At 61.5% G+C, this 25,748-nt stretch carries 12 protein-coding genes; 2 read left to right on the forward strand and 10 right to left on the reverse strand.

Annotation, left to right across the window (positions count from 1 at the left end; all coding sequences use genetic code 11):
- Positions 1-67: 67 nt before the first annotated feature.
- From HY556_11175 to HY556_11195, 5 genes are all read right to left on the reverse strand, one after another.
- Complete coding sequence (locus HY556_11175; protein ID MBI4394335.1) at positions 68-3,868, reverse strand: hypothetical protein; 3,801 nt, start codon at positions 3,866-3,868, stop codon at positions 68-70.
- Positions 3,869-3,986: 118 nt separating this feature from the next.
- Positions 3,987-5,003, reverse strand: a complete 1,017-nt coding sequence (locus HY556_11180; protein MBI4394336.1) for a PKD domain-containing protein — start codon at positions 5,001-5,003, stop codon at positions 3,987-3,989.
- A 9-nt stretch (positions 5,004-5,012) separates the two neighbouring features.
- Positions 5,013-8,300, reverse strand: coding sequence for an Ig-like domain-containing protein (locus tag HY556_11185; protein MBI4394337.1), 3,288 nt, complete (start codon positions 8,298-8,300; stop codon positions 5,013-5,015).
- A gap of 14 nt (positions 8,301-8,314) precedes the next feature.
- Positions 8,315-13,705, reverse strand: coding sequence for a carboxypeptidase regulatory-like domain-containing protein (locus HY556_11190; GenBank protein MBI4394338.1), 5,391 nt, complete (start codon positions 13,703-13,705; stop codon positions 8,315-8,317).
- 549 nt (positions 13,706-14,254) lie between these two features.
- Positions 14,255-19,207 carry a S8 family serine peptidase gene (locus HY556_11195; GenBank protein MBI4394339.1) on the reverse strand — a complete coding sequence of 1,651 codons (4,953 nt, stop codon included), beginning with the start codon at positions 19,205-19,207 and terminating at the stop codon, positions 14,255-14,257.
- A 486-nt stretch (positions 19,208-19,693) separates the two neighbouring features.
- Between HY556_11195 and HY556_11200 the strand changes: the two genes are divergently transcribed.
- On the forward strand, positions 19,694-20,902 hold the full coding sequence (locus HY556_11200) for an ISAzo13 family transposase (protein ID MBI4394340.1): 1,209 nt from the start codon (positions 19,694-19,696) through the stop codon (positions 20,900-20,902).
- A gap of 355 nt (positions 20,903-21,257) precedes the next feature.
- Here the strand turns inward: HY556_11200 and HY556_11205 are convergent, their stop codons facing one another.
- Together HY556_11205 and HY556_11210 are read right to left on the reverse strand one after the other, a co-directional pair.
- Positions 21,258-21,881 carry a nucleotidyltransferase gene (locus tag HY556_11205; GenBank protein ID MBI4394341.1) on the reverse strand — a complete coding sequence of 208 codons (624 nt, stop codon included), beginning with the start codon at positions 21,879-21,881 and terminating at the stop codon, positions 21,258-21,260.
- Positions 21,878-22,642 (reverse strand): hypothetical protein, encoded by a 765-nt coding sequence (locus tag HY556_11210; protein MBI4394342.1) that lies wholly within the window; start codon positions 22,640-22,642, stop codon positions 21,878-21,880. The genes HY556_11205 and HY556_11210 overlap by 4 nt, the downstream gene beginning before the upstream one ends.
- A 138-nt stretch (positions 22,643-22,780) precedes the next feature.
- On the opposite strand from HY556_11210, the gene HY556_11215 reads away from it, so the two are divergent.
- Positions 22,781-23,962: an SAM-dependent methyltransferase gene (locus HY556_11215; protein ID MBI4394343.1), complete on the forward strand. Its 1,182-nt coding sequence runs from the start codon at positions 22,781-22,783 to the stop codon at positions 23,960-23,962.
- A 63-nt stretch (positions 23,963-24,025) separates the two neighbouring features.
- On the opposite strand, the gene HY556_11220 is transcribed toward HY556_11215, so the two are convergent.
- The 3 genes from HY556_11220 to HY556_11230 all read right to left on the reverse strand — a co-directional run bounded on the left by HY556_11220 (position 24,026) and on the right by HY556_11230 (position 25,712).
- The gene (locus HY556_11220; protein ID MBI4394344.1) at positions 24,026-24,247 is read right to left on the reverse strand and encodes a type II toxin-antitoxin system RelE/ParE family toxin; all 222 of its coding nucleotides are present in this window, start codon (positions 24,245-24,247) and stop codon (positions 24,026-24,028) included.
- A 56-nt stretch (positions 24,248-24,303) separates the two neighbouring features.
- Positions 24,304-24,495 carry a hypothetical protein gene (locus HY556_11225; GenBank protein MBI4394345.1) on the reverse strand — a complete coding sequence of 64 codons (192 nt, stop codon included), beginning with the start codon at positions 24,493-24,495 and terminating at the stop codon, positions 24,304-24,306.
- A gap of 83 nt (positions 24,496-24,578) precedes the next feature.
- On the reverse strand, positions 24,579-25,712 hold the full coding sequence (locus HY556_11230; protein ID MBI4394346.1) for a citrate synthase: 1,134 nt from the start codon (positions 25,710-25,712) through the stop codon (positions 24,579-24,581).
- Positions 25,713-25,748: the final 36 nt, after the last annotated feature.

Raw genomic sequence — 25,748 nt, forward strand, 5'->3', positions numbered from 1 at the left:
GCTTTTCCGAATGGCCCGGGGCCCTCGAGTCTCGCAACCTTCGGTGTTCCGATCCAGCCTTTCTTGCCTACGGTCTCCGGCGCGCCGTCACGATCACGACCGCCGCGAAGAGGGTGGCCGCGAAGGCGAAGATCGATTCGAAGCCGGGGATGCTTCCGCCCTTCGGCTGCGAGACGGTCTCGTTCTTCTGCATCTGCTGCCCCGTGGTCTCGTCGCCGCTCGACGTGTCCTCGGAGGGCGATTGTGCGGTCGCCACGGTGCCGCGGCCAAGCGTTATCTTGTGATCGCTGAAGTGCTCAAGGCCCACGACGACCTGGACGATCGTCTCGTTCGCGGTCACGAAATAATCCGCCTTCGTGGGGTCGAGCGCCTCCTCGATGGTCGTCGCCTCGGTGAGGTCGACGCCGTCGATCTCTATGACGAGCTCAGAGAGCGGCACCGGCAGGGTCTCACGGTCGAACGTAAGGACGACGCTTCGGCCCTCCTCTTCCGTCGAAGCCACATCCACGGTGAGCGATTCATCGGTCACGTTCGAGACCACCAACGTCATATCCTCGCCCGTGTAGTCGGTCACGTCGGTGACGACGTCGCCGTCGCGGGCCAGGAGACTGACCTCTGCGCCGAGTTCGCCTGCCGCGAGCGCGCTTGCGATGTCGAGCCGCGTCTCGCTTTCGAGGCCCTCCTCGGGAATCGCCATGAAATAGGCACCCTCGCCGGCGCCAAGGTTCACGTCGACGGTCCCGTCGCCGAAGTCGGCGTCTGCGGGGACGATCAAGACGCCGCTCGACTCGTCCGGTGAATCGCCTCGCGCGATGACGCGCACGGCGCAATACGCGGTCTCCTTCCTCTCGGTGTCCTGGCAGGCCTCCACGTCGGCCGTGACCGTCTTCGTTTCGGAGCTTGAGAATTCGACCGCGGTCTCGTCACCCACTTGGAACCCCGTGCCGTTGGTCCCCTTGGGCCGGGTGTAGGCTAGTACGCCCGCGCCGTTGTTGTGGAGTTCCACCGTCAGGTTCTCCGTTCCGGCGACCACGGTGCTTCCGGCGGTCGTGACAAGTGGCGTCTCGTCCGAACCCGACGCCCGGACGCTGTCGAAGAACTTCCTTCCGCCGACCTCGAAGTCGGTGACGTTGAAGCCTTGGCCGAAGCGGGCGTTCACGAACTGGCCGCTCATGTTCTCACCGTCAAACGACGGCCGTGCGAAGAGTCCGCTCAAGGCCCCCTGGTCATGGAACTTCTTGAGGTCGCTCTCGTTGAACTTCCCCCATTGCTCTTCTCGAAGCACCACGCGCCCGGTGTTGAATCCCGCGCTCTGGTTGCCCATGAACTTCTTCCACGCGGCGTAAGCCTCGGGCCCGGCTTCGGGGGGCGGCGGGGCGAAAAGCAACGGTGGCCCGCAAGGGGCCGGCGGCGGAGCGCAGTTACGGGGCGGCTCGAAGCCCTCCGGCGGGAGGTACGTGCCGTTCTCGAACCTTGGCCTTGGGAAGCAGGAGGGGAAGCCGCGAGCGTCTCGCGTCGGTTTTTCGCCCTCCTCGCAAGGCTTCGGTGGCGGCGGCGGTGGCGGGATGCAACTTGGCGGGCCCGTCTGATTGAACACGGGCTCCTCGCCCGCCGTACAGAACTTGGGCGGCGCCACACATGGCCTGAATCCGCCCTCCACCTGGGCTTGGGCGTGGCAGCCGCCGCCCGAGGCGGGTGCGAAGCAACGGTTCTCTTCCTTGCCTTCGGCCGTCTTGGTTGGTCTACATTCCTGCGGCGGTTTGCAAAGGTAAAGGCCGGTCTCGGTGTCCGCGGTGCAAAACGGCGGCGGCGTGCACTCGGGTGTAGCCCCGATCCTTCCGTCGCATTCCTTCGGTGGCTTGCAAAGCATCGCCCCGTCCTTTGGCTCGCATTCCGGGATGATCGCGGGCCCGCATGGTCCGCCGCAATCATGGCGCACTGGACAATGGAACTTTCCGGCATCGTCCCGTTTACAATCGGGGGGCGGGTTGCAACCGTTCTCCGCCTTGCAATCCGGCGGAGGCGTACAGATCATCTCATCGCCCTGCTGTTCGCAAGGCGGCGGGCGGGGGCCGCACGCTTGTCCGGGCGGACAATCGCCCGGTGGTTGACCAGGCGAGATACAACCCTTCTCGGGATCAAAATACGTGTAAGGGGGACACGCGGCACCCTGGGGTGCCTTGCACCGGTCCGTCGTCGAGTTCTCGCCCCCAGGTTCGCACCCGGGCGGTGGCCCACCTTGGCCACCCTCGCAATACTTCTTTTCTGAGTTCCATGAGGCGCCGGGCGGGCATTGGAAGCCTCCGGATCCGCCTTCGACGCACTGCTTCTTCTCCCAATTGAAATAGGAACCGGGCGGGCACGGGGGCGGCGCTTCGCCTTCACGGCAACGGAACCCGTCGAAGAACTGGCCGGACGGGCACTGCTTGGGCGGCTCGCCCGGCGTACAGGATTGCCTTGAGAAATCGAAGTACTGGCCCGGCGGGCACTGCGACGGCGGCTGGCCATCGACGCAGGCGGCGCCGTCCCAGTGCTTGCCTTCGCCACAACCTTGCTGCGGCGGTGGCGTCATGCACTGCTGCCGGTATTGGTCCCACCAGGATCCCGCGGGGCAGTCATGGGGCGGGGGCGGGGTGCCGACGGCGCATTTCTGACCGTCCCAATATTGGCCTTCGGGGCATTTCGAGTAATCGGAATCGACGCAACGTTGGCCGTCCCAGTGGGCTCCCGGCGGACATTGGAAGCCACTGCTCTCGAACGGCGTGCACTCCTTCTTCTCGAAGTGGTAGAAAGTGCCATCGGGGCATGGCGGGGGCGGCGTGCCCTCGGAGCACATGTGGCCGTCCCAGTACTGGCCTTGCGGACATGAAACGGCGTTGCCTCCGGCCGACGCATCGGACGTGCAAGTCTGTTTTTCAAAGCTCCAATAGGTCCCTGCCGGGCAGGGGGGAGGCGCCTGACCTTCGCGGCACATCTTACCGTCCCAGAACTGGCCCTCGGGGCATGCAGCACCCGGCGGCGGCGCGGAGACGCACTTGGCGCCGTCCCAGAACTGGCCTTCAGGGCACTGTGGGCGCGGGGCACCCCCACCACTCACACACTTCTGGCCGTCCCAGAACTGATCGGGGGGGCATTGGAACGAACCCCCGCTCGATGAGACGCATTTTGCCCCGTCCCAGAACTGGCCCTCGGGGCACCGGGGTTGGTTCGGAGGCGGGCTCCCGCTCACGCACTTCGTACCGTCAAAGAACTGGCCGGACGGACATTGAGGCGGCTGACTCGTCGAGGAGACGCATTTCGAGCCGTCCCAGAACTGGCCGGACGGACACTGTTGCGTCTGTTGCTGTGGACACTGCCCATTGACCGGCTGCGAGCCATCCGGGCAGGTCGTCGGTTGAGTGGTCGAGCTCACGCACTTGGTGCCGTCCCAGACCTGGCCCGAGGGACACTGCGGGGGCTGGCTCGTGGAGCTTACGCACCTCGTCCCGTCCCAAACCTGACCGGACGGACATTGGGGCTGCTGCGCATCGGGAACGCAGGCGCCATTCTCCAAGTGCTGCCCCGTCGGACAGGTTTGCTGTTGGATCGGCTGGCAGCTGGGGGGTGTGCCGGTGGTGCCGGAGGGGCACGTGTTTGAACCCGACGAACCAGAACAGTTCGGGGGCGTGCCCGTTTCGCCGGGCGGGCATTGCGTCGGCTGCGTGCCCCCTGAAACACAATTGCCAGAGGGGTCGTGGACCTGATCGGGCGCGCAATGCGTCGCCGCCGCGATCCCCAATATCACGTTCGACCCCGGCTCCGCCAGAAGATAGGCGTTCGGCGGGACGAGCGTCATGGCCATCACGAGGACTATGATGCGGGCTTTCATGAGGGGACCCTCGGACGCGAGCTTCCGGGCGGCATTTAAGTCCTTTCAGTTTTCCCCGACGATGTAGAAATGGCTAGGCGGCAACGCTCAAGTAAGGGAAAAGGTCGGGGCCGTCAGGTCATCGGCCTTGGCGTCGTCGTTGTGCCGCCACGAGTAGATGAGACAGAAGGCCCGCGACTGCAAGCGAAATGAAGGGCGTCGGGGCGGGGACTTTCAGGCCAGGCGACAACAAGCCGTTCTCGTCCGCGCTGGCGTCGTGCGGCGGAAAGATCGTGACCGTCAACGTGCCGTTCCCGGTGTGCCCCTGTTCGTCGATGGCCGTCACCGTCACGATGTAGGTGCTTGCCCGGGGGAAAACGTGCAAGACTTCCGGCACGAAACTTCGCGTGTCCACCGCGCCGTCCCCGTCAAAATCCCAATCATAGGCCGTGATGTTGGTGGCGGGCGATGAGGCGTTCGCGCGATACCCGAGCGCAATGCCGGCCCGGCCCGACTCGTTTCCGGTGACCCGGACCGTGATGTCGCCCGGGAGCAGCTTCAGGAGGGTGACGTTCGCGGAGGCGAGATACGCGTCGTCTCCGTTGAACAATGTGGTGAGGTTATGGACACCGGCCCGCAGCGCAGTCCTGTTCAGGAGACCCGTGGCCGTACCCTCGATCGTGGTTGACGCCCCAAGCTCCTCTCCTTCGAGGAAGAAGCGTATCACCCTCGACGAGATGCCGCGTCCCCGCGCGTCCTCCAACGTGGCCTTGATAGTGACCTGCGTTCCTGCCTTTCCGACGACCTCAGGGACCGAGAGTTTCGTCGGCGAGCGGGCGACGGTGACCGACGTGACATTGCTCGATGATTGTCCTTGCGAGTCGAAGACCGCGAGAAGCACCGTGAAGAGGCCTGCCTTCTCGTAAGCGTGGGCCACCTTCGGGCTCGTCGACGTGGTATTCGCGCCGTCGCCGAAGTTCCAGAAGTAACTCCTGATATCGCCATCCGGATCGCTCGAACCGCTTGCGTCGAAGATCATCGTCTCCCCGACAGTCACGGGCTCGGGAGTCGCTAGTCGCGCGACCGGTGGCGCCGCTTCCGCTGGGGACGCGAAAATCAAGAGAAGGAGGGCGGAAAGAACGAGCGCCCTCCTCATTCGAGCACCCTACTTGCGGCGCCGCAGCGCCACCGCGCCGGCGATGGCCAACAGGGCCAGTGCCACACCAGGGCCCGGGATGAGGGGCTTCGAGGCGGGCTTCGCCGCGCCGTTCTCGATCGTCACGGTGACTTCCCTTGCGACGGTGTTCCCCGCCGCGTCGTAAGCGATCGCCTTGATGGTGTGCGTGCCATCCTTGAAGTCCGTCGTATCGATGCTGAAGTCGTAGGGCGGATCGACTTCGAGGTTGACCTTTTCGCCGTCGACGAAGAACTCCACCTTGGTGACCCTGACATTGTCGGTCACTATGGCGCTGATGGCGATCGTGCCTTTCACCTTGGAGCCGGCCGCGGGAGCGACGAGCGAGACGATCTTCGGGCTCTCCGTGTCGGGTAGCGTCACCGTGAACGACCAGGATTCGGTCGCAGTGTTACCGGCGGCATCGGCCACGCTTACAACGACGGCGTGCGAACCGTTCGCCAGCGCCGTCGAGGGCGTGAAACTCAGGCCGTTTGCAGTCGTGGTAACGCCCGAGGTAACTCGTGTCCCGTCAAGCGTCAAGGTGACGGATGATGCGACCACGCCGACGTTGTCGGAGTACGTGATGGCGATCTCCGGCTTGTTCGTCTCCACGGTCGATCCATCGGCGGGGCTGGCGTTTCCAAAGGCCGGCTTGGTCGTGTCCGCCGCCGGCACCGTATTGACGATGAACGTCCAATTCTTGGTCGCCGCGTTACCTGCCGCGTCCTTCACAGTGAGGCTAACGGCGTGCGAACCATCCGAAAGGGCGACCGTCGGCGTGAACGCGACGGACGTGGCGCCAGCCGTCGCGGAGACCGCGGAACCGTCGAGCTTGAGGGAGACGACGGCAACGTCGATCCCTACGTTGTCGGAGTAATCCGCGCCGATCGTCGGCGTCGCGTCCGTGACGGTCGACCCGTCCGTCGGCGTCACACCGGCGATGACCGGGAGCGTCGTGTCGGCGGCCGTGGTCGTCACGCTGACCGTGAACGTCCAACCGGTGGAGCGGGACCCGAAGCAGTTCGCGATGGTCACGTTGATCGTGTGCGAACCGTTGGTGAGGTTCGCGGCCGGCGTGAAACTCACGGAACTCGTCCCGAACGACGGCCCCGAGGTTTGCGCGGTCCCATCGAGCTTCAGCTGCGTCGTGGTGAGGGCGCCGTTGCCGGTGTAGGCCGCCGAGATCGTCGGCCGCGCCGTGTTCGTGACCGTGGCGCCGTCGCTAGGCGTCAACGTGCCGAAAGACGGGAACGCCGTCGATGTGCATCCCGTCGAGCCGCTGTCCCCGCTGGAGCCGGTCGTCGTTGAGGCCGCGACAAAGGTCGCCCCGCCCAACCTCTCGGTGGATTGGCTTCCTTCGTTGCCGGACGCGTCCACGGCGGCAACCGTGTAATTGTACGCGGTCCCGTCCACTACCGTCGTGTCGCTGTAGCTCGTCGTCGTGACACTAGTCCCGGTGGACAGGGCCGTGAGCGTCTCCGTCGTATTGGCCGGTTTGCGGTAGACTTTGTAATACGCGGCGGCGTTGTTGGAGGTCGTCGAGGGCGCAGTCCACACGAGGTTCATCGTCGCCGTTCCGTTACGGTAGGCCACGAGTCCACTGGGAGATCCCGGAGTCGCTTTTCCCAACACCTCTGTGGTCAGCGCTCCTTCGTTTCCGAAGGCGTCGACGGCCGACACGTTGTAAAGGTACGCCGTGCCGTTGGTGAGGCCCGTATCGGTGTAACTTGCCGACGTGACGGTCGTTCCGGTCGACAGCGCTGCCGCCGTGCCGGTGGACGTCGAACCGCGCCTGTAGACTTTGTAATAGCTGACCGTGTTGTTCGTCGTGGTCGTGGGAGCCGTCCATGTGAGACTCATCGTGGTGTAACCGGTGCGAGTCGTCGCGAGACTGGCGGGTGTTCCGGGGGGCGCGGGGACGAAGTACGGGTCCGCCCTTCCCGCCGATGGCTTGCTCGCGGTCTCGTTCGAACTGTCCGTCGCGTTGATGTAGTAATAGATGCCCTTGTCGTCGATCCATGAGCCGTTGAGCGCCCCAGTATAGGTCGTGGCGACCGAGAGGTTATTGAACGCCGAGGAAGGCGCAAGCACCCACGTGCTAGAATTGCCCGTCTTGTAGAACAGGGACACGTTCGTGATGCCGCGACCGCCGTTACCGGCAACCACCGCGGTGACAGTCGAATCAGTGCCCGCCGTCGCGGAGGTGAGGTTCGTGTGGGTGACGGTAGGCGCAAGCGCGGACGAGACGCCGATGGTGTAGACGGCGGAACCGACTTCGTCGGCACCGCTCGGGGCAGTGCCATTGTTCTGCGACGCGTCTTGGCCCTTGATCCAATACTGTACGCCCGAACTTGTGACCGCCGAAGCCGGGATCTGCCCGGTCCAGTTGGTGCCGGTTCCGCGCGACATGTTCACGGTCGTGAACGTGCCGCTCGTGCCAACGCGGTACTTGATCTGTACGATCGAGACGTTGAGGTTGTCCGTCACGTCGGCGGTGAGGTTCACTGCCGTGCTAGCGGTCCCCGACGTGGTCGCCGTGTGCGTCACCGTCGGTGCCTGACTGTCACTCACATTGATCGTGAAGTTCGTCGACGGGGCGCCCGCGGGTAGGAGCGCCGAGTTAGGCGTTCCAGGCTTTGTGTCGACCGCCTGGATGTAGTAGTTCACGTTCGCCGTGGTGACCGTGCCCGGGATGCTCGCGTAATACACCGCGCTCGTCCCGACCCGCGTCATGGTCGTGTTGACGTACGACGATCCAGTGGTGTTCTTGTAGAACAACGTCACCGCGGAGACCGCCACATTGTCCGTGACGTTTGATGTGATGTTGATGGCGGACCCGGCCGTGGGCGTCGTCGAGGGCTGCGTGTGGTTGATCGTCGGCGCGACCGTGTCGTTCGCGCGCACCGTCACCGTGGCCGTGTCGGTGGCCGTGTTCGCCGGCGATTCGTCGTCGGTGACCGTGAGAGAGACGGTGTACGTCCCCTCGGTCGTGTATGCGTGCGTCACCGATTGACCGGTGCCCGAATTGGAACCGCTACCGGAGTCGCCGAAGTTCCACGAGTAGAGGATCAGGTTGTGACCGCTCGAGGCGTTGCTCCCCGACGCGGAGAACGACGCCGAGGCACCCGCCACTATCTCCTGGTCGGCTCCGGCATTCGCGGTGGGGCCTCCGTTATGGGCGCTCGCTACACTTGAAACGACGAGACAGGCGAGAAGCGCCACGAACGTCGCACGTACTATTGATCCGACCCTTTCCTCCATGATGTTTTCCCTCATTCTACAAGCCCCCGTTAGACCCTCGCAACACTCAATTCGATGTCTCCACCGCCGCTTGCGAGGCTCAACGCCTCTCGCGACGTGGTCGGGGCGCTGCCGGCGTAGTTCGACGAAGCCTGGACCACCGTCATGGTACTGTTCCCGATCTGACTTCCCGTGGAATTCAGGAAGCGAAGCTCGTAGACACCCTCGGGCACGTCCCTGCTAGTGTTCAAACCGAACTGGAAGAACCCGGTCGTGTTCGTCACCGTGAAGTTCGAATAACTGAACGACCCGAGACCGGTCGCGTTACTTGCCGTCGCATTCCGGATGATGAGCACGCTTATCCCGCTCACGTTCGCGCCCGTTAGGTTGCCGCGGACGTACCATGGGGTCGACGCCGAGAGGGTGACAAGCACCTCGCCGTTGTCGCCAGCCGCGATAGGCAGATTATCCACCTGAAGCACGGGGATACAACCCGGAAGCAGGATCTGGTAGCTGTAGTTACCAGGCGGAAGGTCCGTGAACGAGGTGTTTCCCGTCGAATTCGTGTACTGGAGCCGACCGAAGCCCGTGGAATCGTCCCACAGGTTCACGTACACGTTCGGCTGATTGCTCGCCCCATCCGTGACGCGGAAGCGTACATTCCCCGGCGATTGGAGCACGACGTTCACGTCGGCGCAACCGGGCTTGCTCGTCCCACTGAACACGCAATCACCCGTCGCGTTCACGACCAACGCCGCTCCGAAGAAACGCGGCGGCTGACCCGATCCTGGGTCGACGTTCACGTCGAACGTGGATGCGGGCAATCCGCTCAAGTTGTAGAACCCGGTCGCGTTCGTGGTCGTCGACCCGCCGGCCCCAAAGAGGGCCGGAGACCAGATGTTCACGTTCGCGCCCGATATCGGCGTCGTCCCATCGCTTTGGAACACGTAGCCCGTCACGGTCTTTCCACCGGAGAGCGTGATGTTCCCGGCATCCGTGGAACCGCTCGCGGCCCACGAGACGTCGACACTCGTCGGGACGAATACGCTTCCCTGCGGCGGGTCGATCCTAAGGTGGTAAGGCGACGAGCCGGGGTCGGATAGACCGCGGACCGTGAAGCGACCGTCGCCACCCGTCATCGTCCAACCGAAGCTTCCGCCCTCGACGAAAGCGTTAACGAACGCGAAACTGACGCCATTACCGCTCGAATCGATGACGCGACCGAAGATCTCGCCACCGCGCCCAAGGCTGATGTTCGAGAGATTCGCAACAGCTCCAGAGAACTGCGTGATCAATCCCGTCGTCGTGTTGCCCGACGTAACGTTGATCGGCACGATGTTCGTCGATTGGTACGCGCTGTTGAAGAAGCCAGGGTCGACGAAGAGACCATAGTCGTTCGCCGGAGCGAGCCCGCTCACGTTGAAATGACCAGTGATGTTCGTTTGTCCACCGCCGCCCGAATTCGTGGTCGGCGAATAGACCCACACATTGGCGAAGTTCATCCCATCGCCGGTGTCCGCCTTGAACACCTGGCCCGAAATCGAGCCACCCGCGCCCAATGTGAAGTTCCGCACGATGCTCTCGTTCAAGACGACGTTCTGCGCCTCGACACTCGAAAGACCGGAACCGAACGGAGCCTCCACACGGAGGTTGTACGTCCCGGCGTTCAAGCCACGGATCGTGTAATCACCCTCAAAGTTCGACTGCGCGAACCCGAACGCGCCGAAGAAGCCGAAGCTACCTATCTCCCACGCATTGATGAACGCGTTCGAGACGTTGGTGCCGTCGGTCTTGTTGATCTTCCCGCTTATCGTGATACCGGCGGAAAGGTTCACGAAACCGATGTCCGTCGTAGAACCGGCGGTCACATTGATGTTGTTGCGCTGAGCGCTCGTCAAGGACGACCCGAAAGGCGGGAACACGTTCAATTGGTAATTCGCCGAACGCAGCCCATCGATCGTGAAACGACCGTCCGGACCCGTCGGGGCCCCACCCCAACCGCCCTCGAAACTGAACACGTTCACCCACGCGTTCTGGACCGCACTCGTGCCATCAGTCACGCGACCGGTGAGTATTCCACCACTGTCCAACGTGAAATTACGCCACGCCGTCGATGCAACCAGGATGGACTCCCCAGTCCCGAAGGGATCCACCTGGGCGCTGGAGAGGCCGGACCCGAAGGGCGGATCCACGAACATGCCGAAACTACCGTTCGAGAGTCCACCGATGCGGTAGAACCCGTTCGCGTCCGACTGGGCGAAGCCGAAGCTTCCACTGAAGTCCTGGTTCGCACCCGGGGGCCCGAATTGGATCTTGAACGCGTTCACGAACGCACGCGAGACCGGCGCACCCGCTCCAGTGAAGATGAAGCCCTGGATCGCCCCACCCGTCGAGAGCGTGATGTTGCCAAGTTCCTTCGCCTCACTGTCGTTGAGCTGCACACGATCTTGGCGGAACCGCCTAAGGTCGCTACCGAACGGCGGATTCACTTCCACCGAATAGTTGCCCGCGACGAGGCCGCGAACAAGGAAACAGCCCGTGCTGTTCGTCTGACCGAAACCACCGCCACCGAAGAACCCACCAGGGCCTTCGATGAAGGGGAACACGTTGATGAAGAGGTTCGAAAGCGGTGCGCCATTGTCGTCACGAACGCAACCAGTCATCGAACCGCCCGTGCGGAGAACGATGTCCCCGAGGTTCGTGTGGTTCCCAGCCGTGACGGCTATGGAAGATGACGATTCGTTCGTGGAGAAGCCCGTTCCGAAGGGCGGCTCGACACGGTAACGGTACGAGCCCGGCGTCGTCCCCGTGAGGTTGAAAACACCCGTGGCGTTCGACTGTCCGAAGTTGTAACGGAAGTCGCACGGCCCGGGCCCGAAACAATCACTGAACACATTCACGTTCGCGAACGCAATCGGGTTCCCGCTACCGTCCACGACGCGGCCGCCGATCGAGGCGCCGACACCCAGCGTGAAGTTCTGGATCGTCGTGTTTCCCTGGGTGACGGTCACGCCGCCGGTCCCCGAGAAGAAGTCGAAGAACAGGCTTGCACGTTCGAGCGGCGAACCGAACGGAGGCTCGACTTGCATTCCATAGGTGCCTGGCGCGATGTTCAACGTGTAGTTGCCCGTCGCATCCGTCTGCGTGAAGCCGCCGCCGGACTGGCCGAAGGCATTGATGTTGGCGCCTGCGACACCGCTGCCGTTCGTCTGCGTCACGCGGCCGCTGATGCTACCCGGCGGCGAGAACGTGTAATTGAAGTAGATGAGGCTCACGCTGTTCTGGTTCACGTTCGTGAACGTGATGTTGTTCTCCTGGTTCGGGATGAACGCGGACCCGACACCCGGCGCCTCGATGAACATGTCGTAACTGCCGTTCGCAAGCCGCGTTATCGAGTACGGCGAAGCGGTCTCGGCGTAACCGAACTGGTTGAAGATCGAGTTCGGGTCTTGGGGAGGCGGAGCTTCACCGCCGCCGGGTCCCGTCTCCTCGAAATGCGGGAACACGCTGATTCGAGCACCCGTGATGTTCGTGCCGTTGTTGAAACGGATCGTGCCGTTGATCGTGCCCCCGTAGAAAGTGGTCGGGCCTTGGAACTGCGGCCGGTTGTTGAAGGATAGCGTGATGTTCGCCCAGACGACGGTCCTGTTAACCACATCGCTGCCCGTCACCGTCACGCTGTTGCTGCCGTAACCGAAGTCAGGCGTTCCCATCTCGACCGTGAACGGGCCGGCGTTCACCGAGCACTGGTAGAACCCGGTCTCGTTCGTTTGGTTGCCAGCGACAAAACTGCCGCTCGTCGTGTTCTTGATGCCGAGTCCCTGGAACGTGGCGGGGTCGCCGAACTCGCTCAAGACGAACCCTTGGAGCGTCGCTCCGCCGGAACCGACGAGACAGACTCCGCCCGGGCCACCCGGGCCGCCGGGACCGCCGCCCGAACAATCCGGGTCCTGGTTGTCGATCATGCCATCGTTGTCGTTGTCGATACCGTCGTTACAGACGGAGAACCCGAACTCGCCCGACGGGCCGCCGAACTCGCCCTGGCTGAACGTGTCGTTGGCCAGGATAATGATGTTCACGTTCGACCGGTCGGAGCCGAAGAGGCCGACCATCGCCGGCGGGAACCCGCCGTGGAAGCCGAATGGCTGTCCATTCTGCGGTTCGTCGCAGGTTGACGTGGGGCCCGTGGTGTTATCGGCGAACGCGACGACGTTGTAGGAACCGTCAGCGACGGAGCTCAACGTGTAGAACACATCGAAGAAGCTCCCGGAGGGGCTCATGTTCGTGACAGTCACGTTGCCGCTCGCCGGCGGGCCGGTCATGTACATGCCGGCCGGCTGTGGATCGTCGAAACTCGCGAACGCCGCTACGCAGACGCCAGAGGACGATCCAGGTTGCACCTCGAAGAGAACGTGGCCCGTGATGTTGTGGAATCCACCACCGACGAAATCATTGAACTCGCTTTGGTCGTCCGGTCCGTCGCAGCCGGGATCCGAGAGGTCTATGAAACCGTCAAAGTCATCATCTTGACCATTGCTACAGATTGCTGGCCCGCCACTGACGAATCCCGACTCGCTCTGATCGTGGACCCCGGTGCATCCCGGATCGTCGGGAAAATCGGACAGGTTGTTGAAGTCGTTGTCAACGCCGTCCGAACATTGCGTTGGGGGGAGATTGATGAGCGTCAGATTGTCCACTTGCCAGACACCCCGCCCCGTGGTATCGATGCTGAAATCGACAAGCCGTGTCGACCCCGGTGGCACCCGGACGTCGAAAGCGAAATGCTGGTATGGTCCGACCGCCGGCGACGCGAAGCCCACGTCCAAGAAATAGGATCCATTTCCGACAAGCTCGAACTCGACTTGGAACCCAATGCCGGCGGACGTCTGGTTACCGGAGACTTTTTTCACATCCGCGTTCAAATTGAGGATGCCAGTGCCGTTCTCCGTCGCGTTGAGGGATTGGTTCGCCTGCACGAAGGAACCATTCGAATTGCTCGTAATCTGAAGCGCGAATAGACCGGCCTGCGGCGTAGTGTTGATGCGCTCGACGGGCTCGTCGACCGTCCAATAAAGGGTCCAGTTGTCGGCGTCAATCCCCGTGCCGTTCTCGAAGCCACCGTTCGCGAGTTTGTTCGAGGTTGGAGGAGGGGCTGCAGCGCCGCTGGAAATCGTAATCTGGAATGACATGATCACCGGTGAACCGTTTCCGTCCGCGAGGTTCAATGCTGCCACCGTCGCGGTTCGCATATCGACGTCGACTCCGGCACCCGTGAGCCGAACCGACAGGCCAAGCGGAATGGTCTCGACAGAAACCGCAGTCCAGTTGAGTGAACCAACTCCCGCGTCCGCGGCGTAGCTCAATGTCAAGTTCCAAACGATTGTGGCCGCCGGCGGAATGACCGACCTATCGAGTTTTCGAAACTCAGGCGTTGGGTCCATCGGATAGCTTAGGTAGAGCTGCGCATATGGGGGCCCCGGGGGCGTAGGCGCCTCCGGGATATCAAAGGCTGAATCAAAACCATTGGTGGCGTTGTCCGAAACGCCTATTGTAGAGTCGTCAGAAACGGAGTTTGGCCCACTAAACGAGATGGAAACGAGCCAATCGGATCCATGCGAGGCCAAGGCGGGCGGGAGCACGGCAACGCCCGAAACCACTATAGCAACCACGACGCTTAGCGACGGAATTTTACCTACTTTCCTTACCATGCGTTCAACCTCGCTGTAGTGCGTGGGCACGGCCGCTACGGCCGCTCCCGCTGGAAATAACGAGAAGAATTCCCTTACTTATTTGTTTGGGTTGAGGCCCTTCGGAAAAAAAGCTCGGATGAATCCACTCAATGCGACTACGTTGTAACACCTTCATGCGAAACGCGCCCCACGTCTTCGCCCCGCGTCGGGCGTACGCGGCATCCCCCACATTGGAAAACTGCGGGGAGGGGCGCCACCAAACTCAATCCCTCCGCCGTTCCTCATGTTGAGCGGATCCTGTCACCGTCTCTGTAAGGCCGAGCAATCTTGGAGTGCGTAAACCCAGTACCCCCTTCCCGCATCGATCGTGGTAGTGCTACGGTACGTCCTTTGAGGGTTCTCCCAGGCGTACACGGAGCTTGTCAAGAGGCAGTTCGGAGGGACCGTTGAAATCGCGGCGACCTCGATGCTAGCCGACGTTGCCCCCATGAGATTCCAACCGCGCCCAAGATTCGAGGTTAACAGCGAAACCGGCTGGCCAACAACGGAAACGTTGATGCCATTGTACGCAAAGACCCAATATGCCGCGCCCGGTTCAAGCCTTGAGGCCTGCTCATAACGCCTGCCCGCCGCGTTCCAGCGATAAGCAACCGCTTGTCCGGCACCGAAAAGTGCCGTCGGACTGCCGTCCTCTACTTCTACAGGGAGTGAAAACAGATTCCAACCTCGGTGAACGGGAACAACCATCGTTGTGGTGCTAGCGATGATTATGGAAAGGTTGTGGTCACCCTCGGCACCGATATCGAAGCTGGCAACACCCTGCGTTCGCATGTCGACTCGACCCTCGGGTGTAACGAGGGTGACACTCATTCCCGATGGCAACTCATCGAAGTTGCCGGACGTCCACGTGACATTAACTCGATTCGGACTAGACATATAGTGTAATACGAGCGTCCAGTTAAGGGGGGATGTCGTGCCTTTCACGTTCTGGTCCAATCGTCGAAGGTCCGCCTCCTGTGCTGGCGAATTCGACAGATACAACTGCACGTGCTCTCCGGGCGGCATGGGGGGTTCCGGTCGATCCCAGAAGGCATCGAAGCCATCAGTCGCATTCGCCTGCGCGCCAATCGTTGCCGAGTCGGAAAATAATCCAGTAGTTACGTTCAGCGTAGCGGTAAAGACGGGAATTTGCGAACTCGTTTGCGAAGCGAATCGCACACCCATGTTGGTGGCCGCGAATTCCGAGTAGGTGTAGCGCAAGCCGGCCAGACCACTGTCGTTCTCAGTCCCAACCGCGGTCCGCGCACCATCGCCGTCCGTCGGTGCATTTTTTAGCATGCACTTGGCGTCGCCTTGCTCCCACAACTGGATTTGGAACGTTACCCTGGGACCATTGTAGTAATGGGGAACGCCGTCATACTCGGCGACGAAAACCCGATTTGGCTCGGACCCGATTGTCTCGTACTGAATGACGCCCGCCACGCCTGGGTGCAAATCTTCCCACAAGCAGGCCACGTAGTCGTTTGGCGTCGCAGGGGATGGAGGTGCCGGCGGTGTGAAGGATGCGCACCCTGACGCGCTTCCGAGACACAATAGGCCATTGCTGGATATGATGACCCTACTCCTTGGAGTCCCGTACCAATTGAAATTGAATGGCAACTGGATAGGGGCACTCGTGTCGTCATCTCCAAGCGACACCCGCGTGCCACCAGAAATGATTTTCCAATCGAACGGCACAAGCGCACATGCGTATCCGCTCGCGTCCGGACCCACGATCTCACAGAAAGGTGGAGGGCCGAGTGACGTCGCAGAAGCTTCGACGCTCCTTAGGCCCTCGCCAACCCCGTTCAGGGCCGTTACTCTATAATAGCGTGTTGTGCGCGTCAAAAACCCCGTGTCGACGAACGAGTACGCCGTCCCGGGCGCCTGCCCGATAAGCGCGAGTGTCCCGCTCGAGTTCCCTCCATACACGCGGAAGGCGGTGACGGGTGCGCCTCCGTCATCTGAGGCGCGCCAGAAAAGCGTAATCTGATCCGCTTGCGGGCCCGCGTACGCAATGGGCGATGAAGGTGGCGATGGCAGGGCCGGCGTCACGGACGGCGTGAAACTAAACCCTAGGCCCTCCGCTGCGAATTCCGAAAAAGCCAAGCGTACTCCAACGGTCCCATTCAAGTTTTCCGTTGCCGCGGCCACCAATCTGCCGTCGCTATCGGTCGATACATCTATGAGTATGCAACGGACCTCGCCGTCCTCTCCAATCTGAATCTGGAACGTATTAGTGAAATTCGACATGTAGTGGGGTATGTCTCGGTATTCGACCACGAATTTGCGGTTGGGCTGCGAGCCCACACGCACATATGAAATGTTCCCCCCGTATCGGGGGTCTAGGTCCTCCCAGTAGCATGCCGCGAAATCGTTGGGGACCGACGAAGATGGAGGCGTCGACGGGTACCAGATCCAGCAGCCCGTAGGCGTGAAGCAGACGAGGCCGTTGCTCCCTATACTGACATTCCATCGCGTCCGCCCATACCAGGATATGTTGAACCCGAGGTCGATTGGCAGCGATACCTCGTCGTCTCCCATTATGAGGGACGTGGCACCGGACATATTGGCCGGCTGAACGACCGCGAGTCTGCATTCATACCCGCCGGCGTCCCGTCCGGCAAATTCACACGCCGTGGGCGTCGTGGGCGGCGTAGAATTCGTCTCGCCGCTGAGAATTCCCTCGCCGGCGGAATTGACCGCCGCCACGCGGAAGAAACGTGACTGCCCCTGGGCGACACCCGTGACCGTATGCGACGAGGCTGTGCCAGCGACGGTCGCCATAAGGTTTGTGTTTCCGCTCGCATTTCCCATGTAGATTGTGTAATTCTCTATTGGTCGGCCACCGGTTCGCGTTGGTTGGTCCCAAGCAATTGTGATTTGACCGGCGCGGGGCCCGCTGAGGGCGCGGAGACTTGGTGCGTCCGGCGCCGACGGCGCCGGCGGAACAAAAGACACACCCACCGAGGTCGCCGAGAACTCGCGATAGGCCAACCTAAGACCCACTACGCCGTTTCCATTTTCGGATCCGGCGGCGGTTGCGATCCCATCCATGTCCGAAGCCACCGTCGAATACATGCAAGTCGCGGTTCCATCCTCTGCCAAATGGATTTGAAAACTGTTTGACCCGCCGCGGAAGAAATGGGGAACACCCGAGAATTCGACAACGAACACTCGCGACGGCGCCGTACCGACCGTCGCGTAACGAACCGTTCCGGCGCTTCCCGGGTCAAGGTCTTCCCAGAAGCAAGCGATGAGGTCGTTGGGGGCCGACGAACTTGGGATCGGCGTGGGATTGTAACCGGCACAACTAGTCGGGACAAAGCATACCAGCCCATTGCTTCCTATATACACATAAGGATTTGACAATCCGTACCATGGAAACAAAAATGGCAAAGTAATGGCCGACGAGACCGAGTCGTCCCCGAGAGCGACCGTCGTTCCCGCCGTTAGGTTGCGCCACTCGAAGGCGGCGATTCCACATGTGTAACCTGCCCCATCCAAGCCCATTTCACATCCAAGGAGTATGGTGGTATTCCGGAAATTGTTGCTCGTGTCCGTCTCCCCCGGCACCGCCAAAACCTCCGCCGCGAGAATCAGCGGGCTGCCTGTCTCGGGGAGGACCCATGTGAAGTTCACCAGAGTGCTTGCGCCGGCGGTAAGATCACGTGGCGTAGATTCGTTTACCACCGTAGAATTAACACGCGTGCTCACCACGACACCGGACTGGTTTCGGCTACCAAGATTTCGCACTTGAACGGATACTACCGCGGGCGATGAAGGCAGGAAAAGGCCGCTGGTCGGGGTAACGGATATCGTTTGAACCGCCAGGTCGTCGGAGACCAGGCGGTAACCGCCAACGGCTCCAAGGGATTCAACGACGCCTGCCCCGTAGTTGTTGTCGGCTCCCACGATACCCCGGTCGACAGAGGTTGCCTGAAGCGTAGCGAGCACCGAGCTCGGTTGAAAGCTTAGGTTTGCGCGCTGAATCATTAACGCAATGAGGCCTGCCACGTGAGGTGTGGCCATACTGGTCCCGCTCATCCGGACGAATCCAGTGGTCGTGCCTGCGTCAGCGGAACTTACTCCAACGCCGGGAGCTGAGATTTCTGGCTTCAGTCGTCCATCCGCGGTAGGACCGCGGCTGGAGAAGGAGGCCACATTCGCGGAGTTGTCGACGGCACCGACCGTTATGATGTCCCGCGCGCTTCCAGGGATGCCGACCGTGTGGGCGTTTGGACCATTATTCCCGGCCGCGAAAACTGTGACGATACCTGCTTCCGACGCCCGAGTAGCGGCGAGCTCCATAGGTGACGTCCCATCGCCATTGACGTTCGCGCCCAAGCTGGCAGAGAGGACATGAATGCCCATGACCGTACGGTTTCCGATTGCCCAGTCGATGCCACCAATTATCCACGACTCAGTGCCCATTCCCGCGCTGTCAAGTACCTTTATTCCAATTAGGCGAGCGCCAGGAGCCATGCCGATATTTGGTCCCCCGCATCCCGTTCCGGCGGCGATGCCGGCGACGTGTGTCCCGTGGCCATGATCGTCGTAGGCCGTGAGGTGACGACCGTTAACGGCATCGAAAAACGCTGAAATCTTGGGGTCCGCGGTCGTGCGATTGTCATCGAAATCGTCCACGCTACAATGGGAGGAATCGATTCCCGTGTCCAAAATCGCTATTCCCACTCCTGACCCATTGACGGCATACATCGCGCGCGCCTGAGGGCCCGCGATGGATGGCGCGGAGCTGGCGAGTGAGGCACGAAGGATGGCGTCGTGGTAGACCCGTGCCACGCCCGGGATGGTAGCAACTTCCTGGATCGCCCCAGCCGGGAGGGAAACGGAAAAAGCGGCCACGGATTCGAAGCGCTTCAAGAGCTTTGCGCCTGCCCGTTCAAGAGGGACGACGGAAGTCTCAAACGCTTCCGAATTCGCAAACAGGACTATGACAGGCAATTCCATGTCTGATGGCACCTCGGCCACCATATGGTCGAGCACATCCTCGATTCCGTTGTTGTCGATATCCCCCCGGTGACCGACCGCCAGTTGAAGCTCTTCGATCCATAGGGACCCATCCGTGAAGGCATGGTTGCGGACCATGCTCATCTTGGGCGCGGAGGTCCCTGCGACGCCATCGCCGTGATCGTCGACTGTGTTCGGCGCCGGAATCCGCGAACCAGCGCCCGCTTTCTCGGGGCGCTCCACGTCTTTCGGACGTTCTTCAGGAGGCGACTCGCTAAAGGGTCCGACTACCTTTCCAAAAACAGCCCCATCGGACGTCGCAGGCACGGATGCCGTATCGTGGACCTCCGCGGATCTCGCGGTAGGCTCGTCAGGCCAGGAGCCAGTGGCCAACAAATCCGAAGGGGTTCGTGGCGGGTAAACGTCCACCAGGCTGTCTGGCGGGGGCCCTGTCACCAAGAGGACCAAAAAAAACACACAAATGAATCTCCAGAGCCGTGGCCGTGCGTGCAAACGATTTCCGCCTCTCCGAATGGGCAGGGCAATGCCAATTCTTATACCTTTCCTCCATGGAAACCGTGTAGCATTGTGAAGTTGGCGGAAGCCGATTTCTTTGTACTGGTCAGCGACTGGGATGACAACTATCCTCGCGGCCCAGCCATCTCATAGTTGATTAGGGCTCGTTAGCAAATAAGTGCTTTAATTAGGGGCTGGTGCCATCCGTGTTCGTTGGATGCACAAGCCCTGAAGCGGAAGCTCGCAGCACTTGGCCCGGCGCTGGACGAGCGGAGCCGGAGGCTCGTGTTTGCCGCAGAGGCCCAAGCGTTGGGCCGCGGTGGGATCGCGTCCGTGCATCGAGCCACGGGGACGGCCCGCAGCACCATCGAGCGAGGTATCAAGGAACTCGAATCGTCACCCAAGGACACGTCCCGGATCCGCAGGCCCGGCGGTGGACGCAAACGGCTCGTGGAGAAGGACCCCAGACTCCAGCCCGATTTGGAACGCCTCGTGGAACCCAGCACTCGGGGAGACCCGGAGTCCCCGGTTCGCTGGACCCTCAAGAGCGTTCGCACCTTGGCCGAGGAACTCCAAAAGCAGGGGCACAAGGTGAGCTACCCTGTGGTGGCGGAACTCCTGGCCGAGGCGGGGTACAGCCTCCAGGGCAACCAGAAGACGAAGGAGGGCAGCCGGCACCTCGACCGCAACGCCCAATTCGAACACATCAACGCGAGCGTGCTGCGCCAACAACGCGCGGGACAACCCGTGGTCAGCGTCGACACGAAGAAGAAGGAACTCGTGGGTCCCTTCAAGAACGCCGGCAAGGAGTGGCGACCCGAAGGAATGCCGGAACGCGTGCGCGTCCACGACTTTCTCATCGAGGAAAAGGGGAAGGCCGTCCCGTACGGCGTGTACGACCTCACGCGAAACGCGGGATGGGTTAGCGTGGGCGTCGATCACGACACGGCCTCCTTCGCCGTGCGGACCATCCGGCGGTGGTGGCAGAAGATGGGCCGCTCCGCCTACCCAAAGGCAAAGTCGCTTTTGATCACGGCCGACGCCGGCGGAAGCAACAGTAGCCGATCGCGCCTATGGAAGTGGGAGCTCCAACGATTGGCTGACCGGACGGGACTCACGATCCACGTCAGCCACTTTCCACCCGGCACGAGCAAGTGGAACAAGATCGAGCACCGACTCTTCAGCTCCATCACCCAGAACTGGCGCGGCCGGCCCCTGGTCAGTCTCGCCGTGATCGTAAGCCTCATCGGAGCCACCCAGACCCGCACCGGACTGCGGGTCCGAGCCGAATTGGACAAGGGTACGTATCCCAAGGGTCGCGAAGTCTCCGACGAAGAAATGGCTCAGGTCGACTTGCGCCCCGACCCGTTTCACGGCGACTGGAACTACGCAATCAGACCCCATGGCCGAATGGCGAAATAAATCGTTTATTTCCTGACGAGCCCTTAGGTGCGGATTCCTGGGGAAAATCTGGCAATGCTTAAATGTCCCCGAAGGCTGAAACCGGATCGCCTCCATCTCACCCGGCTCGGGAACCTCCTCCGAAAGCTCTGCACGTGGGACGGCCCGATACGGGTCGGCTGGATCGCCCATGCCTTTTTTTCGCGTCTACCGAGATCCACGGCTACCGCTACGTGGCTCTTGTCAAAGCGACGTCCAGAGTTTCGTTGGTCCGAGGTCGGGTAATTGGCGTTATCGCCTCTCGTTCCGTCTGTCGTGTCCGGGCCTCTCCTGTGGCCATGCTGAGTGGCACGCTGGACGATCCCAGGGTCAAGCCTCAGGGTTTCATGTTCAAAGCGAATATCCTTTCGAGTGCCAACCGCATCGCGTCCCGTTTGCGCTCGGGACGCAGGGCGACGATGCGATTAACTTCGCCCCGACCGAGCATTTCACCCGAAGCCGACAGAGTCTTCGCCATCTGCAGCAGGTCTTCGCTGAACCTTGCCTTTTGCGCACCGACACGATCAAACATCGCCTCCGCCTTCATGGCAACGAGGTGCTCCCAGGATGGGACGTAGATGTCGTCGGCCTTCCCCGCCGTCATGACCGCGTCTTTGAGTACCTCGGGCGAGATGAAGTCCTCCCGACCCTCGATGAGTTCCACCGGGACGTCTCCATTGGGTGTCGGCACGTAAAGCGATATGCTCGCGCCGTCGGGTTCGATCCTGTAGTGCCCGTGGAGCGCCGCCGCCACCCGTTCGATGACGGCAAGATAATTTTCCACGTCGCCGACAGGGAACGGGTGGAGATCCATGTCCTTTGTCGCGCCGTGGTGCCCGGTCTTGAAAAGTCGGGCGGTGCTTCCGAGGACGAGGAGGTGGAGGCCGTCCGTGTGAAATTCGCGGGCAAGCAATCGCAATACTTCCCGCTGTTCGTCATCAGAGACGAGACCGCCGCTCATGGCCCTGCACTCTCCTTGATCAATTCATCGCCCAAAGCTTGGCGCCTTTTGGCGAGGAAGCCAGGGAGAACGATCTGCGGGTCTGTGGCCTCAAAGACCTTTGGATCGGTGCGGATGTTGAAGTAATTGAAATGACGCGCGGTCGCCGCATCGATGCGCGTTCCCTTGAGGATCTCTTGTGCGGCGGCGACCTCTCGCGGAAGGCCGGTCGCGGCGAATAGCAGCGCCGCGTCTTCGGTGATCGTGGAGGGGATGGAGAACTTTTCGCCAAGCACCGATAGAAAACGCTTCTCGCTGCGATAAGCATCGCATTGGAACGCGTCGATTTTTGGAGCAGTAGCCGCGCCCTTATGGGAAAAGACGGGCCAAGCGCGATAAGGGACGTACGACGTGAGGGCTAGTGTCGGAAGACATGCGAAGGCGTGCCGGATCTTTAAGGCGGAAAGGGCCGCGTTGAGCGTCAAGAGCTCGCCCCAATAAGGTGAGAGAGACCAGGCGCGGATGGCAACACTCGGGTCGACGGCGTAATAGGCACCTTGCGCAATGCGTACTAGGAGTCGCGCGCGGACCCCGACGTGCGCGAATTGGCGCGCTCTTGTCCCCGTGCCAAGCACGTCCTCGATAGTGGCAAGATCGAGCTTTCCTGGAGGCGACAGGCGAAAATAGGCATCTAGGGCCCACCGTGGAGGAGAAGGAGGATCAGGGGATGAGCCCACCACAAGGACCGGTGTTTCCCCTATTTGTTTGGTCTTTACTAACATTCATAGTTGTTATGAACCCCATAACAGATAAGAGTTTGGGCGTCTTGAGCTAGGACCCCGCGATTCGAGATGTTTCAGCCCCAGTTTCCAGAGCTTGGGCGGCCCTTCCACTTTTTGACGGCCTCGCCATTACAGACCGTGACGAAATGCCCAGAACGCCGTCTGAAATCCGACCGACCGCACCTCACGCGCCTAGGGAACCTGCTGCGCAAACTCTGCACATGGGACGGCCCCATGCCTTTCTCCCGGTTCATGGAGTTCTGCCTCTACCACCCCCAATGGGGTTACTATTCGACACCGCGTGAGAAAATCGGCGCTGATGGCGATTACTATACGTCGTCGTCCTTGGGCCCGGCGTTCGGACGCACGCTAGCGCGCCAGTTCGCGCTGATGTGGGAAGCATGCGGGCGTGGCCGCTTCACGCTCGTGGAGATGGGCGCCGGCCGGGGCGTTCTCGCGCGGGACGTGATCACGGCACTCGCGAAGGAGCGACCGGAGTTCCTTGCAGATCTCCGCTACCATATCGTCGAGGTGAGCGACGCGATGGCCGCGGTGCAGGCGAAAACACTGGCACCACTTGACTTGCCGGCTGGGACGGTCCGGCGGTTTTCCGACCCCGGCGAATTACGATCTGTACGTGGATGCTTTTTCTCGAATGAACTCGTGGACGCCTTCCCCGTGCATCGCGTCGAGATGAGCGGCGGAGAGCTGCTCGAAGTGCACGTCGACTACGATGACGATGCGGACAAGTTCGAGGAGCGGCTCCTCGAACCATCCACTCCGACCCTGGCGAAGTATCTCGACGAACTCGGCGTGAAACTCGTCGAGGGACAGCGCGCGGACCTCAACCTCAATGCGCTCGCATGGCTCACCAAGGTGAACGCGGCCCTCGACTCAGGGTTCGTGCTCACCATCGACTACGGCCACGAGGCGAAGGAACTCTACTCGACGGCGCGCATGGCGGGCTCGCTCGTCGCCTACAAGGACCACCGCGTCTCGAACGACGTCTTTGCGAACATCGGCGAACAGGACCTCACGACGATGGTGGATTTCACCAGCCTACGCAACCTTGCAGAGGAGTTGGGATTACGGCAACTCTTCTACGGGACCCAACGGGATTATCTCACGAGGTTGGGGATACTCGACACTTTCGCCCGCCCCGGACGCAGCGACGACGAGATGATAGCTGATCTGGCGATCAAGAATCTTGTCGTGCCGGGTGCGATGGGCGAGATTTTCAAGGTCCACCTTGTCGCCAAGGGCGTGGCGGTGGAGCCCGAACGCGTCATTCCGTCGACGGCTGATCCGGCACTTGGCTAGATTCCGCGTGGACGCGCGGCTCGACCCTGTCTTGCAAGCGGAGATCGACCTGGCCGTCCGACATCACGGCATGTCTGCGAGCCAACCGTAACCGTCTTTCCGGTGGAAGATCCTTAGGACGACCACATCACGGTCAAGGGTGAAAGCGATCCGCCACTCGCCGACCCGCAGGCGGTACATCGGTTGGGCCGGATCCGCGTCGAGCCGCTTCACGTCGAGAGCGTTCGAGATTCCACTCGGATCCTCGGCGAGCCCCCGTAGCGCCTTCTTGAGGCGTCGTTTCACATCGGGCGATAAGCTTCGGAAAACCGGGGCAGCGTGGACGGGATCGAGGATGACCTTCACAGGTCTTCCAAATCCACGTACTGGCGGCGCGGGGTCGACGCATACTGCTTGCGGAGTTGTTCGACGAAATCGTCCCGCTGGACTCGATCCATGAGCGCGGTGAGGATTTCCGGATAGGTCATTCCAGCGTGACCGTACGTTTTGAGACGGTCCCGCACCGCCTCAGGAATGGAGATCGTCGAGGTCATGTACAGTCATGTAGCGTCATGGAACATAAGGTTTTCGGGAGCGCGTCCGGAAAAAGCGCGGTACGCCCTTCAGTACGCCCTAATCATCGCATTTCCATCGGCACCCACTTCTGTTCCTTTGGACCCGTGTACTCCGATTCAGGCCGGATAAGCCGATTGTCCTTGTGCTGCTCCATCACGTGCGCCGTCCAGCCCACGATCCTCGCCAATGCGAATATCGGTGTGAAGAGGTCGGCCTCTATGCCCATGTAGTGGTACGCGGATGCGCTGTAGAAATCCACGTTCGCATCAAGCGACTTCTGCTGCTTCATGATGGCCTGGATCTTGGTGGACATCTCGTACCATTTCAGGTTCCCGGATCTTTTCCCGAGCCTCTCGCTGATGTCCTTGAGATGCACCGCCCGCGGATCCAGCGTCTTGTAGATGCGATGACCGAACCCCGGCACTTTCTCCTTCCGTTGTAGTTTGCCGTTCACCACCTCATGCACGCGCGACACGTCACCTATCTCCTCGAGTAGGTGCATCACCTCGGTGTTGGCCCCACCGTGGAGCGGCCCCTTCAAAGTGCCGACGGCGGAAGTCACGGCCGAGTGCATGTCGGCGAGCGTCGAGGCCGTGACGCGCGCCGCGAACGTGGAAGCGTTGAACCCGTGGTCCGCGTGTAGCGTGAGGCAGACGTCGAAATCGCGTTTGATCTCCGCGTCGGGGTCGGTGCCTTGGAGCATGTAGATGAAGTTCGCGGCGTGCGAAAGAACGGGGTTCGGGGCGACGGGTTCCTTGCCGGCCCGTAGGCGCGAGTACGCGGCGACCATCGTTGGAAGCTTCGCCGTGAGCCGTATGGCCTTTCGGATGTTCGCTTCCGGCGCGTTGCTTCCAACATCAGGGTCGAAAGCGCCAAGAAGCGAGACACCTGTCCGCAGCACTTCCATGGGCGCCGTCCGATGGGCCATGAGTTTCAACGTGTCAAGGATCTCGGGTCGAAGTTCACGTTCAGCGACGAGTCTTTTTTCGAGGTCCACAAGATGCGACGCCTTCGGGAGGAGGCCATACCAAAGGAGGTACGCGACCTCTTCGAACGTCGCGTTCGTGGCCAACTCCCCGATGTCGTACCCGCGATAAGTGAGGATGCCACGCACCCCATCGATGGATGACAGGGATGTCTTCCCGACAACGATGCCCTCGAGTCCGCCTTTTTCCGTCGGCAAGGTACTGACCATCTGTACTACCAAGTTACGCGTATTTATGTCTGCGGA

Source organism: Euryarchaeota archaeon, from assembly GCA_016207515.1.
In the GTDB taxonomy this organism is placed as follows: domain Archaea; phylum Thermoplasmatota; class SW-10-69-26; order JACQPN01; family JACQPN01; genus JACQPN01.